This window comes from Streptomyces sp. NPDC059142 (assembly GCF_042755665.1).
GTDB lineage: Bacteria > Actinomycetota > Actinomycetes > Streptomycetales > Streptomycetaceae > Streptomyces.
The window spans coordinates 4,673-19,493 of record NZ_JBHZDA010000074.1 but is presented as its reverse complement, the minus strand read 5'-3'; the positions used below and the strand labels follow the sequence as shown (position 1 = coordinate 19,493).

General features: G+C 70.2%; 15 protein-coding genes and 2 tRNA genes. 5 read left to right on the top strand and 12 right to left on the bottom strand.

All coding sequences use genetic code 11. The features are described from left to right. Positions 1–231: 231 nt before the first annotated feature. Both bldC and ACFXPK_RS23785 read right to left on the bottom strand, forming a co-directional pair. On the bottom strand, positions 232–438 hold the full coding sequence (gene bldC, locus ACFXPK_RS23790; protein ID WP_003949541.1) for a developmental transcriptional regulator BldC: 207 nt from the start codon (positions 436–438) through the stop codon (positions 232–234). Between the two features lie 519 nt (positions 439–957). Beyond that, entirely contained in the window at positions 958–1,818 is an 861-nt protein-coding gene (locus ACFXPK_RS23785) for a hypothetical protein (RefSeq protein WP_384996324.1), read from the bottom strand. A gap of 161 nt (positions 1,819–1,979) precedes the next feature. Between ACFXPK_RS23785 and ACFXPK_RS23780 the strand changes: the two genes are divergently transcribed. Together ACFXPK_RS23780 and ACFXPK_RS23775 are read left to right on the top strand one after the other, a co-directional pair. Continuing rightward, complete coding sequence (locus ACFXPK_RS23780) at positions 1,980–3,071, top strand: Leu/Phe/Val dehydrogenase (RefSeq protein ID WP_385078376.1); 1,092 nt, start codon at positions 1,980–1,982, stop codon at positions 3,069–3,071. A 333-nt stretch (positions 3,072–3,404) separates the two neighbouring features. After that, positions 3,405–3,671 (top strand): DUF3073 domain-containing protein, encoded by a 267-nt coding sequence (locus ACFXPK_RS23775; RefSeq protein WP_384996328.1) that lies wholly within the window; start codon positions 3,405–3,407, stop codon positions 3,669–3,671. A 169-nt stretch (positions 3,672–3,840) separates the two neighbouring features. On the opposite strand, the gene purM is transcribed toward ACFXPK_RS23775, so the two are convergent. From purM to purS, 10 genes are all read right to left on the bottom strand, one after another. Continuing rightward, positions 3,841–4,911, bottom strand: coding sequence for a phosphoribosylformylglycinamidine cyclo-ligase (purM, locus tag ACFXPK_RS23770; protein ID WP_384996330.1), 1,071 nt, complete (start codon positions 4,909–4,911; stop codon positions 3,841–3,843). 68 nt (positions 4,912–4,979) lie between these two features. Beyond that, a complete protein-coding gene (purF, locus tag ACFXPK_RS23765) occupies positions 4,980–6,506 on the bottom strand; it encodes an amidophosphoribosyltransferase (RefSeq protein WP_384996332.1) in 1,527 nt (508 codons plus the stop codon). An 86-nt stretch (positions 6,507–6,592) separates the two neighbouring features. Continuing rightward, positions 6,593–7,498 carry an META domain-containing protein gene (locus ACFXPK_RS23760; protein ID WP_385078372.1) on the bottom strand — a complete coding sequence of 302 codons (906 nt, stop codon included), beginning with the start codon at positions 7,496–7,498 and terminating at the stop codon, positions 6,593–6,595. Positions 7,499–7,558: 60 nt separating this feature from the next. Further along, complete coding sequence (locus ACFXPK_RS23755; RefSeq protein ID WP_385078369.1) at positions 7,559–8,392, bottom strand: sterol carrier family protein; 834 nt, start codon at positions 8,390–8,392, stop codon at positions 7,559–7,561. A 71-nt stretch (positions 8,393–8,463) separates the two neighbouring features. After that, complete coding sequence (locus ACFXPK_RS23750) at positions 8,464–9,384, bottom strand: M23 family metallopeptidase (RefSeq protein ID WP_385078366.1); 921 nt, start codon at positions 9,382–9,384, stop codon at positions 8,464–8,466. A 42-nt stretch (positions 9,385–9,426) separates the two neighbouring features. Then, positions 9,427–9,957 (bottom strand): ArsR/SmtB family transcription factor, encoded by a 531-nt coding sequence (locus ACFXPK_RS23745; protein WP_384996341.1) that lies wholly within the window; start codon positions 9,955–9,957, stop codon positions 9,427–9,429. 198 nt (positions 9,958–10,155) lie between these two features. After that, the gene (locus ACFXPK_RS23740; RefSeq protein WP_384996344.1) at positions 10,156–10,359 is read right to left on the bottom strand and encodes a DUF4177 domain-containing protein; all 204 of its coding nucleotides are present in this window, start codon (positions 10,357–10,359) and stop codon (positions 10,156–10,158) included. A gap of 54 nt (positions 10,360–10,413) precedes the next feature. Beyond that, positions 10,414–12,672, bottom strand: a complete 2,259-nt coding sequence (purL, locus tag ACFXPK_RS23735) for a phosphoribosylformylglycinamidine synthase subunit PurL (RefSeq protein WP_385078362.1) — start codon at positions 12,670–12,672, stop codon at positions 10,414–10,416. After that, entirely contained in the window at positions 12,672–13,352 is a 681-nt protein-coding gene (gene purQ, locus ACFXPK_RS23730) for a phosphoribosylformylglycinamidine synthase subunit PurQ (protein ID WP_365810596.1), read from the bottom strand. Before purQ ends, purL begins: the two co-directional genes overlap by 1 nt. Continuing rightward, complete coding sequence (gene purS / locus ACFXPK_RS23725; protein WP_384996350.1) at positions 13,349–13,636, bottom strand: phosphoribosylformylglycinamidine synthase subunit PurS; 288 nt, start codon at positions 13,634–13,636, stop codon at positions 13,349–13,351. The genes purQ and purS overlap by 4 nt, the downstream gene beginning before the upstream one ends. A 401-nt stretch (positions 13,637–14,037) precedes the next feature. On the opposite strand from purS, the gene ACFXPK_RS23720 reads away from it, so the two are divergent. The 3 genes from ACFXPK_RS23720 (at position 14,038) to ACFXPK_RS23710 (ending at position 14,752) form a co-directional block, all read left to right on the top strand. Continuing rightward, complete coding sequence (locus ACFXPK_RS23720) at positions 14,038–14,373, top strand: Lsr2 family protein (RefSeq protein WP_384996353.1); 336 nt, start codon at positions 14,038–14,040, stop codon at positions 14,371–14,373. 166 nt (positions 14,374–14,539) lie between these two features. Further along, positions 14,540–14,611 (top strand) — tRNA-Gly (locus ACFXPK_RS23715). Between the two features lie 68 nt (positions 14,612–14,679). Beyond that, positions 14,680–14,752 (top strand) — tRNA-Gly (locus tag ACFXPK_RS23710). The last annotated feature ends 69 nt before the right edge of the window (positions 14,753–14,821 follow it).

Genomic DNA, 14,821 nt, shown 5'->3' with positions numbered 1-14,821 from the left:
CCCCGTCCCCCCCCCCCCCGGCACCACTGGGTTCCACCGGGCCCGCCAAAAATAAATGGGCCCGGGGGGGGGGGCCGCCGGCCCCCCTCGACGACTTACCCGTTGTGCGTGGGCATGGGACCTGTTGGGGCAGGTGCCCGTCGTGTGGAGCCATGGGTCGGGACGACCGGATATGGGGGACCCGGCTGTGCCCTGATCGGTTTGAGCCCTAAATGAGCCTTACTGGGGTGTTCAGGCCTCGCTGCGCTGCTGCGGAATACCCGCAAGCAGTGCGCGGACCTCTGCCTCGCGATACCGGCGATGCCCACCGAGCGTGCGGATGGACGTGAGCTTGCCGGCCTTTGCCCAGCGTGTGACCGTCTTCGGGTCCACACGGAACATCGTGGCAACCTCAGCCGGGGTCAGCAGCGGCTCGGCATCAGGGGTGCGAGCGGTCATGAGCGGCCTCCTCGGGAGAACCGAACCATCTCGGTTCTTTCCTCTAAATTCTGCACCTTGACCCGCGTTGCCCGAAATGGCGGACGCGGGCCGAGTCGGTTATAGGACGAACGGCTTGTCCTCGGCACTACAACTACACCATCCGTCCAGCCACGTAGGCCAAACCGATGGAATTGCCCTCTGAGGTGTTCATCAGCGGCGGAAGCCGATGGACCATGCCATAGCGGACAGTCACGTCACAGATACGATCAGTCACAGAATGATCAGGAGTCACTGGCCCCCCCACATAGAGTGCAATGCCGAGCATTCCGCCCACACTTGGACGGATGGAACCCTCCCCGGACTCCTTGTCCTATTTTGGCACGAGGAGGGGTGATGGGCGCAAGAGCCCCGTTAGTGCGGTCCGTCACCCTTGAGGGCAAAGGCCCGCTTCGGGACCTCTGCCCCGGTGCCCGATTCAAGGTCCGGTCAAGTCCGTTCCAGGGTCTTCCCATGCCCGCCGCGACCGTTCGGGCGGGCTCAGCTCGCGTGCTGACGTTCCCGGACCGCGCGCCAGCGCTCCATGAGCCGGCCGTACGCCGTCCCCGCCGCCTCGCCGTCGCCCTCCCTGAGCGCCGCGACCGCCGCCGCCACATCGGCGGCCGAGCGGTCGTCGGCAAGCTGCTCCCGGGAGATCACATGGACGAGGCCGCCGTAGTCCAGTTCGACCAGTGAACGCGGGTGGAACTCCTCCAGCCACCGCCCCACCTCGATCAGCCCCTCGACCATCGGACCGTCGTCCAGCGTCTCCCGCAGCGTCTTCAGCGCGCGGGCCAGCCGCCGCCTCGCCTGCACCATCGGCGTCCGGTAGCGCAGTACGGGCGCCCCCTCACCGCCCTCCTCGGCCGCCGGGCCCTCCTTCTCGTACAGCCGCTCCTCGTCGGAGAAGAGCGCGAACCAGCCCGGCGGGACCTGCCAGAGCGCCGTCCTGATCCAGGGCCGCGCGTCCGGATTCCGCTCCCGCCAGTGCTCGTAGTCCGAGGTGGCCTGAAATCGCACCACCGGGGGCAGCACCGCGTCCAGCAGAGGCGCGGGGAACGTCTCCGTCAGCTCCTCCAGCGCCAGCCAGCCGCGCAGCCGCGTCCGCCAGGGACAGACGCACACCACCCCGTCGACCTCGGTGACGAACGCGTCCCCGCTCTCGTGCACGGGAACGGGCACCGGAGGGGTGGGCAGGAGGTCCGCGAGGGAGCGCCGCAGCTCGTCCTGGGCGCCGGGGACACGGTCCCGCTTGGCGTAACGCGCCCAGTGGCTCCTCTCCGGCTCGGGAAAGGCCCCCAGCGGCTCGTACACCCGCAGGTAGGACGCGTAAGGGACATGGACAGAAGACACCGCCGGCATGGGCGGCATCGTCCCATGTCCGTCACCCCCGAGGGGGTGATCCTCGGCACTGCGGCTGATCCACGCCTGCCGAGGACTTACCCTCTTGCTTGCCCGACCGGCCGCTCCACCACCCATCGGAGGGGCCGCCCAACGCCGTTTCTTACTGGGGAGTCACCACCGTGACCGATGTTTCCGGCGCGCACACCGACGTACTGCACACCCTCTTCCGCTCCGAGCAGGGCGGCCATGAGCAGGTCGTGCTCTGCCAGGACCGCGCCAGCGGCCTCAAGGCCGTCATCGCGATCCACTCGACCGCCCTGGGCCCGGCCCTCGGCGGCACCCGCTTCCATCCGTACGCCTCCGAGGAGGAGGCCGTCGCCGACGCGCTGAACCTCTCCCGGGGCATGTCGTACAAGAACGCCCTCGCCGGGCTCGACCACGGCGGCGGCAAGGCCGTGATCATCGGGGACCCCGAGCAGATCAAGACCGAAGAGCTGCTGCTGGCCTACGGCCGGTTCGTGGCCTCGCTCGGCGGCCGGTACGTCACCGCCTGCGACGTCGGCACATACGTGGCCGACATGGACGTCGTGGCGCGCACCTGCGCCTGGACCACCGGGCGCTCCCCCGAGAACGGCGGCGCCGGCGACTCGTCCGTGCTGACCGCCTTCGGGGTCTTCCAGGGCATGCGGGCCAGCGCCCAGCACCGGTGGGGCGACCCGTCGCTGCGCGGGCGCACGGTCGGGATCGCGGGCGTCGGGAAGGTGGGGCACCACCTGGTGGAGCATCTGCTCCAGGACGGCGCCGAGGTCGTGGTCACGGATGTACGGGAGGCGTCGGTACGCCGGGTGACGGACGCGCACCCCCAGGTCACCGCCGTGGCCGACACGGACACCCTGATCCGCACCGAGGGCCTGGACATCTACGCCCCGTGCGCGCTCGGCGGCGCGCTGGACGACGAGTCCGTGGCGGCGCTCACCGCGACGGTGGTCTGCGGGGCGGCCAACAACCAGCTCGCCCACCCGGGCGTCGAGAAGGACCTCGCCGACCGCCGCATCCTGTACGCGCCCGACTACGTGGTGAACTCGGGCGGGGTCATCCAGGTCGCGGACGAGCTGCACGGATTCGATTTCGAGCGGTGCCGCGCGAAGGCCGCGAAGATCTTCGACACGACTCTTTCGATCTTCGCACGTGCGAAGGAGGACGGGGTTCCGCCGGCCGCGGCGGCCGACCGGATCGCCGAGCACAGGATGGCCGAAGCGCGTCGTTCCTGAGGGTCGCCCGGCGGCGCCCGACCACACCTGAACCCTTCAGGTGTGGTCGCTCAGGCTGCCGCGGACGGGCGGCGGCGGACGGGGAGACCAGACTCACGCGGGTCGGCGGGTCGCCCCTCCAGAAGAGGTTAAAATCGCTGCTGACCAGCGAGGACGGGGCGTCTCGCCGACCCTGCACCGGGGCGCGTCATGCGGGCGGCGTACCGTATGGCCGCGGAAGCAGGTACCGTTGAAGCCCTACGGACGGGTCTCTCCGCGGAGAGCTCGTTCGGATTCATGAACGCGTGTCAAGACTCTGGGGCCGTCGAGCCCCGTCACCGAGGGGGTCGAGCCATGGGGCGCGGCCGGGCCAAGGCCAAGCAGACGAAGGTCGCCCGCCAGCTGAAGTACAACAGCGGCGGGACAGACCTGTCGCGTCTGGCCAACGAGCTGGGCGCATCGCCTTCAAGTCAACCGCCGAACGGCGAGCCGTTCGAGGACGACGACGAGGAAGATGACCCGTACGCACAGTACGCGGACCGCTACAACGCGGACCCGTACAAGGACGACAAGGACGAGGACGACGAGTCCGGGCCCTCGGCGCGGCGCCGCGGCGCTTGACGTCCGTACATCCCGAGCGTCAGCTCGTCATCAGCATCCGGCCCGGTCCGGGGCCCGCGGCCCTGGACCGGGTTCTGTGCTGTCACCCGGGACCGTCACCGGGTTCTGTGCTGTCCGCGTCCCTCCCGTGCCGGCCGGGTGACCCCCGGAGCCGGCACGGGTCGGCGCGTCAGCTCGCGTAGTCGCCGGTCAGCGCCGCTCCGGTGGAGTGGTCCGCCCGCTCGGTGATCTCCCCGGCGATCCACGCGTCGACCCCGCGGTCGGCGAGCGTGGTGAGCGCGGCGTCGGCCGACTCCGCGGGGACGACGGCCATCATGCCCACGCCCATGTTCAGCGTCTTCTCCAGCTCCAGGCGCTCCACCCGGCCCGCCGTACCGATCACGTCGAAGACCGCGCCGGGCGTCCACGTCGAGCGGTCCACCGTGGCGTGCAGCCCGTCCGGGATCACGCGGGCGAGATTGGCCGCCAGACCGCCGCCGGTGATGTGGCTGAAGGCGTGCACCTCGGTCGTCCTGGTGAGGGCCAGGCAGTCCAGTGAGTAGATCTTGGTGGGCTCCAGCAGCTCCTCGCCGAGCGTGCGGCCGAACTCGGGGACCTCACGCTCCAGCGACCAGCCGGCCCGGTCGAAGACCACGTGGCGGACGAGCGAGTACCCGTTCGAGTGAAGTCCGGAGGATGCCATCGCGATGACCGCGTCCCCCGTACGGATACGATCCGCGCCGAGCAGCCGGTCCGCCTCGACCACGCCCGTACCGGCGCCGGCGACGTCGAAGTCGTCCTCGCCGAGGAGTCCGGGGTGCTCGGCGGTCTCGCCGCCGACCAGGGCGCAGCCGGCCAGCACACAGCCTTCGGCGATGCCCTTGACGATGGCGGCGACCCGCTCGGGGTGGACCTTGCCGACACAGATGTAGTCGGTCATGAACAGGGGCTCGGCGCCGCAGACGACGAGGTCGTCGACGACCATGCCGACGAGGTCGCGGCCGATCGTGTCGTACACGCCCATCTTGCGGGCGAGGTCGACCTTCGTGCCGACGCCGTCGGTGGCGGAGGCGAGCAGCGGGCGCTCGTAGCGCTTGAGGGCGGAGGCGTCGAAGAGGCCGGCGAAGCCGCCGAGGCCGCCGAGGACCTCGGGGCGCCGGGTCTTGCGCACCCACTCCTTCATCAGCTCGACCGCGCGGTCACCGGCTTCGATGTCGACGCCCGCGGCGGCATAGCTGGCACCAGTAGTCGTTTCGGACATGGCTGGGTACTTTCCTGTCGTCGTGAGGTCGTCGAACGTCATCGGCGGGGCCTGGTCGTGCGGGGGCGCTACGGCCTGCGCAGCGCTTCCGACGCGGCGGTACCGGCCGGTCCCGCCGCCAGCTCGGTCTCCAGGAGCTGCTTGCCGAGCAGTTCCGGGTCGGGGAGGGCCATCGGGTACTCGCCGTCGAAGCAGGCGCGGCAGAGGTTGGGCTTGGCGATCGTGGTCGCCTCGATCATCCCGTCGATGGAGATGTACGAGAGCGAGTCGGCGCCCATGGAGACGCCGATCTCCTCGACCGTCATGCCGTTGGCGATCAGCTCCGCGCGGGTGGCGAAGTCGATGCCGAAGAAGCACGGCCACTTGACCGGAGGGGACGAGATCCGGATGTGGACCTCGGCGGCGCCCGCCTCACGGAGCATCTTGACGAGGGCGCGCTGGGTGTTGCCGCGGACGATCGAGTCGTCGACGACCACCAGGCGCTTGCCCCGGATGACTTCCTTCAGCGGATTCAGCTTCAGCCGGATGCCGAGCTGGCGGATGGTCTGGGAGGGCTGGATGAAGGTCCGGCCGACGTAGGCGTTCTTGACCAGGCCGGATCCGTACGGGATACCGCTGGCCTCCGCGTAGCCGATGGCTGCGGGGGTGCCGGATTCGGGCGTGGCTATGACCAGGTCCGCCTCGACCGGGGCTTCCTTCGCCAGTTTCCGGCCCATCTCGACACGGGAGAGATAGACGTTCCGACCGGCGATGTCCGTATCCGGGCGGGCCAGGTACACGTACTCGAAGACGCAGCCCTTGGGCTTCGCTTCCGCGAATCGCTGGGTCCGCAGTCCGTTCTCGTCGATGGCGATCAGCTCGCCGGGCTCGATCTCCCGTACGAAGGAGGCGCCGCAGATGTCGAGGGCGGCGCCCTCGGAGGCGACGACCCAGCCGCGCTCCAGCCGGCCGAGGACGAGCGGGCGGATGCCCTGCGGGTCACGGGCGGCGTAGAGGGTGTGCTCGTCCATGAAGACGAACGAGAAGGCGCCCTGCACGTCGGGCAGGATCTTGGCGGCGGCTTCCTCGACGGTGAGGGGCTTGCCGTCGGCGTCCGACTGGCTGGCCAGCAGGGCCGTGACCAGGTCGGTGTCGTTGGTGGCGGCGACGCGCGTCGTCCGGCCGTTCTCCTTGGGGAGGTCGGCGACCATCTCGGCGAGCTGGGCGGTGTTGACCAGGTTGCCGTTGTGGCCGAGCGCGATGGAGCCGTGGGCCGTGGCCCGGAAGGTCGGCTGCGCGTTCTCCCACACCGAGGCTCCGGTGGTGGAGTAGCGGGCGTGTCCCACCGCGATATGCCCCACCAGGGAGCTGAGCGAGGTTTCGTCGAAGACCTGTGAGACGAGGCCCATGTCCTTGAAAACCAGGATCTTGGACCCGTTGCTCACTGCGATGCCCGCGGACTCCTGTCCACGGTGCTGTAGGGCATACAGTCCGAAATAGGTGAGCTTGGCGACCTCTTCGCCCGGGGCCCAGACTCCGAAGACGCCGCAAGCGTCCTGGGGGCCTTTCTCTCCGGGGAGCAGGTCGTGGTTGAGTCGTCCATCACCACGAGGCACGCCACCGAGTGTAGGCGAGATCGACCACTGGTCCGAATTGGGGATACGGGAGGGGGCCCTTCCGGGCCCTCCCGACGGCCTCCCGGTTACTTCGCGGGGGCCTCGGCGGTGGCCCCGATCCCCTCTCCTCCGGCGGTCCTGAGCGTGACGGAACGGTGGCGCAGCTCATATGTGACGTCGCCCTCCAGCACCTTCCGCACCTGGTTTTCCAGGGTCATCGCGGGTCCCGGGCAGAGCATGCGGGTGGCGGTGAGCCGGCCGAGGGTGAGGCTGGTGCCGGAGACGGTGGCGGGGGCCTTGAAGCGGTTGCAGCCGAGGCTGCCCTCGACGGTGCCCGTCTGCTCGCCGTCCTTGCCCGCCTGCGCCTCCTTACTCACAGTGAAGGTGAAGAACGCTTTGCCCTCGGTGCCCTTGGGGAGGGAGGTCGAGGTCTCCTTCCCGGCGATCGTGCCGACCGTCCATTTCGTCCCGGCGAAGGGCGCGGGCTCCTCCGAGCTCAGCGCGATCGTGTCGCCGTCCGCCGTGGTGAGGGTGAGCTTCTTGTCCTCGACCTTGGCGGTGAGTTTCCCGGAGAACGCGCCGTCGAGCGCCTTCTCGAAGCCGTCCGTCTTCTGGTCGCACCCGACGAGGGTGGACTCCTTGTCGCCGATGGTGACGGTGTCGCCCTCGACGGTGACCTTCGCGCTGAAGTGGTTGCAGCCGGTCTGCGCGCTGGCCCGGCCGTCGGAGCCGATCTCCACGCCGGCGCCCGGGGGCGCGGCGGTCTTCTCGCCGTCCTTGGTCACGCTGTCGACGCGCCAGTGGACTCCGGTGAGCGGCAGCTCGGTCCGTACGGCTCCGTCGCGGTTGCCGCTGCCGGCGCCGGCGCCGTCCTTGGTCTCGGTGCCGCACGCGGTCAGCGCGAGGAGCGCGGCGGTGGTGACGGCGGCGACATGGGCGACGCGCGCGCCGTGCACGGGGCGGGCGGGGCGGATGATCTTCTGGTTCGGCATACCGCTGGGACGGGGGCGAGCTCGGTACGGTTCCGCCTCCCCCGCGCGTCCCGCCGTCTCTCACCCCATGAGCGGGAGCAGACCGCCGAGATCCGCGCGCTCCCCGCTGGCGCTGACCCGCGCCGCCTCGACCTCTTCGCGCCAGCCCGTACGGCCGGTGGCCAGCCGGATCCAGGTCAGCGGGTCGGTCTCCACGACGTTGGGCGGGGTCCCCCGGGTGTGGCGCGGCCCTTCCACGCACTGCACGACGGCGTACGGCGGCACCCGTACCTCGGTCGAGGCGCCGGGCGCCTTCACGGCGAGCGCGTCGGCGAGCACCCGGGTGCAGGCGGCGAGCGCCTGACGGTCGAACGGTACGGCGAGCCCGGCGGCCCGGTTCAGGTCGTCGGTGTGGACGGTCAATTCGACGGTCCGGGTCACGAGGAAGTCCCCGAGCCGCATCGGTCCGAGCCGGATCGCCGTCACCCGGTCGTCGTCCGCGCCGGGGAGCAGGGCGTCGAGCCGCGCGGCGGTACGGGCGAACAGCTCCTCCGGGGGCGCGGACGCCGCGTACTCCCGGACGCCGTCCGCGATGGCGCCCGCGTGCGCGGCGGTGGCGGCGGGCCAGTCGGCGAGGGTGAGGGGCCGGCCGCCCGCCGGCCCCGCGGGCCCGCCCCGCTCGACGGCGCGGTTCTCGACGTCGCGGTTCTCGATGGCGCGGTTGAGGGACTCGACGACCATGCACAGGTGCGCTGCCAGCTCCCGTACGGTCCACTCCCCCAGTCCGGAGTCCAGCGCGAGCTGCTCGGGCGTGAGCCCCGCGACCGCTTCCCGTACGTGTCCGAACTGGGCCACGACGGCCGCCCGGATCTTGCCGGAGTCGTAGCTGCGGGGGCGCTTCTTGGCAGGTGGCATGGGGGGGAGGCTAGACGAGTCATTCCGAAGTAGCGTCGTCCGCCCCTCGGGCGGGCGGAGGCGCGGATGCGTCACCGCGCGGGGGAACCGGTGGGTCCGTGCACCACGAAGGGCTCGCCGCCCGGCGGGACGCCGGCCTCACGCCAGCGGAACGGGACGCCCCGCGCGACGTTCAGGTCCGGGTGGTCCATGAGCTGGAAGTGGAGGTGCGGCTCGCTGGAGTTGCCGGAGTTCCCGCAGCGGCCCAGGACTTGGCCCGCCGTGACCCGGTCGCCCGCCCGGACCCGGAGCGAGCCGCGCTGGAGATGGGCGTACATCGCGTACGTACCGTTCCCCAGGTCGAGGACCACCTGGTTGCCGGTGATCCGGTGCGCGCCGGTCATCTCCCGTACCGCGCTCTCGAAGAGCATCAGATAGACCAGCGCGGGCAGCGAGTTCCTGCTGAGGTGGTCGCGCTGGACGTCGGAGGCGCGGACGACCGTCGCGTCGGCGACCGCGAGGAGCGGTGCGCCGAAGGCCGGGAAGTCCCGGTTGCGGCGGGCGATCGGCCACAGCCACGCGAACGCCGGGCGGGCGGTGGGCGGCGCGGACCCGGGGTCCTGGGCGGTGGGCGGCGCGGACTCGGGGTCCTGGGCGGGCGCGGGGTCGGCCACGATGTCGATCGCGTACGCCTGGCCGTACCCGTACGTCCCATGGCTCGGCACCTTGTCCGCCGGGCTGTTCACCGCCGACCAGCGGCCCCTGACCGGCGCGTCCACCTCCACGGCCGGCGGGCGCACCGCGTGCTCGGCCCGCGCCGTCCGCCCCATCCGGATCAGCAGCGCGACACCGATCCCGGCCGGCAGCCACGTCCACCAGTAGCCGAACGGCAGCTCGACGAAGGCCCCGACGAGGACCAGGAGGCAGAACACCAGCCAGGACACCCGGAAGGCCAGCATCGCGGGCCCCCGGCCCCGGCGCTTCTCCGGTACTTCCACTTCGCTCGCGGACATCGTTTCTCTCCCCCTGTGGTCGGTCGGGTACGGCCGCGGTGGCTACGGGCCCGCGGCGGTGATCATCACCAGCAGCGGTACGACCCGGGGAGCCGGGACCTCGTACCGGCCGCGGCCGGGTGTGTGCAGCCAGCCCGCGCCGGTCAGTTGGCGCAGGTGGTGGTAGATCTGGCCGGTGGTGCCCAGCTCGTCCAGGTCCGCCAGTTCGGCCGTCGTCCGCCGGCCGCCGAGGATCTCGTGCAGGAGACGCAGCCGTACCGGATGGCCGAGCGCGGCGAAGCACTCGGCGGTCAGCGACCAGTCGGCGTCGAGCAGGCCGTCGGTGTACGCGCCGTACTGCCACTCGTAGCGCTCGCCCGCGGGGAGCCGCACCGAGCCGGCGTACACCACTCCGCCGTCCGCCGAACCGGCCTTCGCCAGCTCGGACTTGAGGAGATCCAGCGCCCAGAAGGCGCCCTCGGGGCCGCGCGGCTCCGGCCGGTTCGCGCCGTCGGCGGCGCCGCCCGCGCGGTCACCGCGCTCCAGCGCCGCCAGCCTGCGCTCCAGTTCGGCGACGCGCTCCTCAAGCTCCATACGTCGATACTACGTAATTACGTAATCTCTCGAAACCCCGGGGCGCCCCTGCTCCTGGCCCCTGTGTCTCTCGCCGTCTCCGTCCCCGGGCACGACCGTGCCCCCGTCCCGGAGAGCCCGGGACGGGGGCACGGTTCGGAGCGTCGCACGGTCACTCCGTCGTACGGTCACGCCTCACGCGGGCGTGGTGCTCCGGCGTCAGCCGCGCGGGCGCTCCAGCGTCAGCAGCAGGCCCTCGACCGCACCGGGACCGATCCGGCCCTTGACGTCCGCCGCCGTGATCGACTTCAGCGCCCAGCCGTCCTCGGCGTGCTTGTTGAGGATCTTCTCCAGCTTGTCGCCGTCCAGGGCGTCGCCGATGAGCGATTCCCTGAACGTGATGACCTTGTACTCGTACGCCATGATGCGTTCCCCTCGTCTCGCGGTGTCCCTGTGTCCCTCTCGGGTACCCGGCGCTCAGGCCAGCAGCGCGGGAATCGTCGCCTCGTGCGCGTCCTTCAGCTCGCCCAGCGCGATGCCGAACTCGCCCTGGACCTCGATCTCGTCGCCGTCCACCACGCCGATCCGGGTGACGGGCAGCCCGCGCGCCCCGCACATGTCGGTGAACCGCAGCTCCTCGCTGCGCGGTACGGCGACGACCGCGCGCCCCGCCGACTCGCTGAACAGGAACGTGAACGCGTCGAGCCCGTCCGGTACGACCAGCCGCGCGCCGTGCCCGCCGCGCAGGCAGGACTCCGTCACCGCCTGGATCAGACCGCCGTCGCTCAGGTCGTGCGCCGCGTCGATCATGCCGTCGCGGGACGCCGAGATCAGGATCTCGCCGAGCAGCTTCTCGCGGTCGAGGTCCACGGCCGGCGGCAGCCCGCCGAGGTGGTCGTGGACGACCTGGGACCACGCCGAGCCGCCGAACTCCTCGCGGGTGTCGCCGAGCAGGTAGAGAAGCTGGCCCTGCTCCGCGAAGGCGATCGGCGTACGGCGGTTGACGTCGTCGATCACGCCGAGCACGGCCACGACCGGCGTCGGGTGGATCGCCGTCTCGCCCGTCTGGTTGTAGAGCGAGACGTTCCCGCCGGTCACCGGGGTGCCCAACTGGAGGCAGCCGTCGGCCAGTCCGCGCGTCGCCTCGGCGAACTGCCACATCACGGCCGGGTCCTCGGGGGAACCGAAGTTCAGGCAGTCGGAGATCGCGAGCGGGGTGGCGCCGGAGGCGGCCACGTTGCGGTACGCCTCCGCCAGCGCGAGCTGCGCGCCCGTGTACGGGTCGAGCTTGGCGAAGCGGCCGTTGCCGTCCGTCGCCATCGCCACACCGAGGTTCGACTCCTCGTCGATCCGGACCATGCCGGCGTCCTCGGGCTGCGCGAGCACCGTGTTGCCCTGCACGAAGCGGTCGTACTGGTCGGTGATCCACGCCTTCGACGCCTGGTTCGGCGACGCGACCAGCTTCAGCACCTGCTCGCGCAGCTCGGCCGAAGTGGCCGGGCGTGCCAGCTTGTTGGCGTCGTCCGCCTGGAGGGCGTCCTGCCAGTCGGGGCGGGCGTAGGGCCGCTCGTACACCGGACCGTCGTGGGCGACGGAGCGCGGCGGTACGTCGACGATCTGCTCGCCGTGCCAGAAGATCTCCAGGCGCTCGCCCTCGGTCACCTCACCGATGACCGTGGCGATGACGTCCCACTTCTCGCAGATCTCCATGAAGCGGTCGACCTTGCCGGGCTCCACGACCGCGCACATGCGCTCCTGCGACTCGCTCATGAGGATCTCCTCGGGCGAGAGGGTCGCGTCACGCAGCGGTACGGTGTCCAGCTCGACCCGCATCCCGCCGGAGCCGGCGGACGCCAGCTCGCTCGTCGCGCAGGAGAGACCGGCGCCGCCGAGGTCCTGGATCCCGGCGACGAGCTTCTCCGCGAAGATCTCCAGGGTGCACTCGATGAGCAGCTTCTCCTGGAACGGGTCGCCCACCTGGACGGCCGGCCGCTTGGCCGGGCCGGTGGACTCGAAGGTCTCGCTCGCCAGCACCGAGACACCGCCGATACCGTCGCCGCCCGTGCGGGCGCCGTACAGGATCACCTTGTTGCCCGCGCCCGACGCCTTCGCGAGGTGGATGTCCTCGTGCTTCATCACACCGATGCAGCCGGCGTTGACCAGCGGGTTGCCCTGGTAGCAGGCGTCGAAGACGACCTCGCCGCCGATGTTCGGCAGGCCGAGGCAGTTCCCGTACCCGCCGATGCCCGCGACGACCCCGGGCAGCACCCGCTTGGTGTCGGGGTGGTCGGCCGCGCCGAAGCGCAGCGGGTCCACGACGGCGACCGGGCGGGCGCCCATCGCGAGGATGTCGCGGACGATGCCTCCGACGCCGGTGGCCGCGCCCTGGTAGGGCTCGATGTACGAGGGGTGGTTGTGCGACTCGACCTTGAAGGTGACCGCGTACCCCTGCCCGACGTCCACGACGCCCGCGTTCTCGCCGATGCCGACGAGCATGGCGTCGCTGGCCGGGGCCTTCTCGCCGAACTGCCGCAGATGGACCTTGCTGCTCTTGTACGAGCAGTGCTCGGACCACATGACGGAGTACATGGCCAGCTCGGCACCGGTGGGACGGCGCTCCAGGATCTCGCGGATCCGGGCGTACTCGTCCTCCTTGAGGCCGAGTTCCTTCCAGGGCTGCTCGGCGTCGGGGGTACCGGTCGCGTGCTTGACCGTGTCGAGGTTCTTGATGGTCATCAGGCGCTTACCAGCTTCTTCAGGATCGAGGTGAAGAATCCGAGGCCGTCGGTACGGCCCGTACCGATCAGCGGCTCCACGGCGTGCTCCGGGTGCGGCATGAGGCCCACGACGTTGCCCGCCGCGTTGGTGACCCCGGCGATGTCGCGCAGCGACCCGTTCGGGTTCCCGTCCAGGTAGCGGAAGGCGACCCGGCCCTCGGCCTCCAGCTCGTCGAGCGTGCGCTCGTCGGCGACGTACCGGCCGTCGATGTTCTTGAGGGGTACGGAGATTTCCTGCCCGGCGGAATAGTCGGCGGTCCAGGCGGTGTCCGCGCTCTCCACCCGCAGTTTCTGATCGCGGCAGATGAAGTGGAGATGGTTGTTCCGGAGCATGGCGCCCGGAAGGAGATGCGACTCCGTGAGGATCTGGAAGCCGTTGCAGATGCCGAGAACCGGCATACCGGCCTTCGCCTGCTCAATGATCGTTTCCATCACCGGCGAGAACCGGGAGATGGCTCCGGCCCGCAGATAATCGCCGTAACTGAAACCGCCCGCCAGGACAACCGCGTCGACCTGATGGAGGTCTTTGTCGCGGTGCCAGAGCGATACGGGCTCGGCGCCGGCGATACGGACGGCACGCAGGCTGTCCCGGTCGTCGAGTGTGCCGGGGAAGGTGACGACTCCGATACGAGACGTCACTTCGCCCCCTCGGCCACTGCGGTCGGGACGGCGGCGACGGACTCGTCGATCTTCACGACGAAGTCCTCGATGACGGTGTTGGCCAGAAAGGTTTCGGCCATCTCGTGGATACGGGCGAGGGCGGCCTCGTCGACCGGCCCCGCCACCTCCAGCTCGAAGCGCTTTCCCTGACGGACGTCGGCGATGCCCTCGAAGCCCAGGCGGGGCAGTGCGCGCTGCACCGCCTGGCCCTGCGGGTCGAGGATCTCCGGCTTGAGCATGACGTCGACTACGACGCGTGCCACGTGCACTCCCGGTGGTGTGGTGCGGCTGGTTCTCGCTGTTGCGTTCTCCGGGGAATCCCCCAGACCCCCCGAGGTACCTCAGCGTACCCGGCTTGAGAATCTACGCGGGTAGATATGTCCGTTTTCCGGATCCGCGCGAACAGCGGGGCCGATGGGACCACCGCGGGACAACGCCGGGAAAAATCCCGGGAAAAAAATCCCGCCACCCATTGCCGGGGGACACGCTGATGTAATTGGCTGGGCTTCACAATGCGCCCTCTTTCGCTGTACAAAGGAATACAGCGGAAAGAAGCATTGCCCCATAACAGCCGGAAGGCCGGTATCGCCGCACGTCAACACGTTTCCCGCACATGTCGGGCACGTTCGGGCGCGAGCGGTACCGCAAGAAAGGACCTGTATCCGTGGCGCAGCGCGTAGTGGTCACGCTCTCCGATGACATCGACGGCGGGGAAGCGGCGGAAACGGTCGCGTTCGGCCTGGACGGGAAGTCGTACGAGATCGACCTCAATCCCGCCAACGCGAAGAAACTGCGGAAGGCTCTGGCGCCCTTCATGGCGGCCGGGCGAAAGCAGACAAATGCCAGCAAGCGCGGCAAGTCCCGCACCACCTACAGCCACACGGCGCTCGCGCCCGACCCGGCGGCGGTGCGCGCCTGGGCGCAGTCCCACAAGGTCGAGGTGCCGGCGCGCGGCCGGATCCCGAAGCGGGTGTACGAGGCGTTCCACGAGGCGAGTTGAGCGAGATGGCCGCTGGGCGCGCGCCCGGGTGCACGCCCGGCGTGCACCCGGGCGGAGCCGGTCGAGTGACCTGCGCGCGCACCGAGTTGCACAGCACCCCCTCTGATCGGCTAGAGTTTGGAACACGCCGAGGGGCAAGGCCGAAAAGCCGAAACCCGGGCAGCGTGCGGGTGTAGTTCAGTAGTAGAACGCCCCCTTTCCAAGGGGGAGGCGCAGTGTGCAATTCCTGTCACCCGCTCTGCATCACTTCTGGTCCGGCTCAATGGATCAGGTACAGTGATGGTCGTATCGCTCACGCGGTGCAATGCGGACGTAGCTCAGTTGGTAGAGCGCAACCTTGCCAAGGTTGAGGTCGCCAGTTCGAACCTGGTCGTCCGCTCAGATGGAGAAGGGGGGGGGGCGGCGAGCGACAGCCCGAGAGCTACGCGTCGCGCGAGGCTCAAAACAG